Origin of the sequence: Microbacterium sp. UBA3394, assembly GCF_002358725.1 — a bacterium.
In the GTDB taxonomy this organism is placed as follows: domain Bacteria; phylum Actinomycetota; class Actinomycetes; order Actinomycetales; family Microbacteriaceae; genus Microbacterium; species Microbacterium luteum.
The window spans coordinates 1-1,246 of the sequence record NZ_DEPK01000007.1 but is presented as its reverse complement, the minus strand read 5'-3'; the positions used below and the strand labels follow the sequence as shown (position 1 = coordinate 1,246).

Annotated in this window: 2 protein-coding genes and 1 pseudogene; all 3 read left to right on the top strand. The window is 67.5% G+C overall.

Annotated elements, in window-relative coordinates; genetic code table 11:
• A partial coding sequence (locus B4E30_RS00265; RefSeq protein ID WP_414683170.1) for a uridine monophosphate kinase occupies nt 1–391 on the top strand: 391 nt, incomplete at its 5' end.
• Between the two features lie 52 nt (nt 392–443).
• Nucleotides 444–998 carry a ribosome recycling factor gene (frr, locus tag B4E30_RS00260; RefSeq protein ID WP_194385130.1) on the top strand — a complete coding sequence of 185 codons (555 nt, stop codon included), beginning with the start codon at nt 444–446 and terminating at the stop codon, nt 996–998.
• Between the two features lie 8 nt (nt 999–1,006).
• A pseudogene (locus tag B4E30_RS00255) lies at nt 1,007–1,246 on the top strand (phosphatidate cytidylyltransferase); the annotation flags it as partial.

The following is a 1,246-nucleotide window of genomic DNA, read 5'->3' as shown; positions in this document are numbered from 1 at the left end:
CGCCGAGCCCTACATCCCCCGGCGCGCCGAGCGGCACATGGAGAAGGGCCGGGTGGTCATCTTCGGTGCCGGCGCCGGCCTGCCGTACTTCTCCACCGACACCGTCGCCGCTCAGCGTGCGCTCGAGATCGGCGCATCCGAGGTGCTCGTGGCCAAGAACGGTGTGGACGGGGTGTACACGGCAGACCCTCGCACCGACGCGTCCGCGACCCGCATCGACCGCATCACGTACTTGGATGCGCTGCAGCGCGGTCTGAAGGTCGTCGACTCGACGGCGTTCAGCCTCTGCATGGACAACCGCATGGACATGCGGGTGTTCGGAATGGAGCCGGCGGGGAACGTGACGCGGGCGCTGCTGGGCGAATCGATCGGCACGCTGGTCACGGCGTGATCGCCGCCGGCTGACTAGACTGAGTTTTCGGTTCGAACGATGGGAGTCACTCGTGATCGCTGACGTATTGGCGGATGCCGGAGCGCGCATGGACCGCGCCGTCGAGGCGGCGAAGGAAGACTTCGCGACGGTGCGCACGGGGCGCGCCAACCCGCAGTTGTTCCAGAAGATCCTCGTCGACTACTACGGCAGCCCGACGCCGCTCGCGCAGCTCGCGTCGCTCGCCAACCCCGAGGCTCGCTCGCTCGTGGTCACCCCCTACGACAAGTCCGCCCTCAAGGCGATCGAGCAGGCGATCCGCGAGACCCCGAACCTCGGTGCGAATCCCACCAACGACGGAAACATCGTGCGCGTGACCATGCCCGAGCTGACGGAGGAGCGTCGCAAGGAGTACGTCAAGATCGTCCGTGGCAAGGGGGAGGACGCCAAGGTGCACGTGCGCGGCATCCGTCGCAAGATGAAGGACGACCTCGACGCCCTCAAGAGCGATGTCGGTGAAGACGAGCTCGTCCGTGCCGAGAAGGAACTCGACGCCCTCACGCGCTCGCACGTCGACGAGATCGACGACGCTCTGAAGCGCAAAGAGGCGGAGCTGCTCGAGGTCTGAGTCGCCGGATGACCGACGCGCCCGACGCTCCGTCCGGAGACGACGACGTCCCACCCCTGACCCGGCGGGACGCTGGAGCGCGCCAGGATCCCGGATCCGACGCGCAGGACCCCTCGCAGGCTTTCCAGGAGCACATGCGGGCGATGCGCACCGGTGTCGAGTCGCAGATGGCCCACGCGCGGGCGGAATTCGACCAGGCGAACGAGCGGATCAAGGAGCGGACCGGTCGTGACCTCATCGTCGCCATT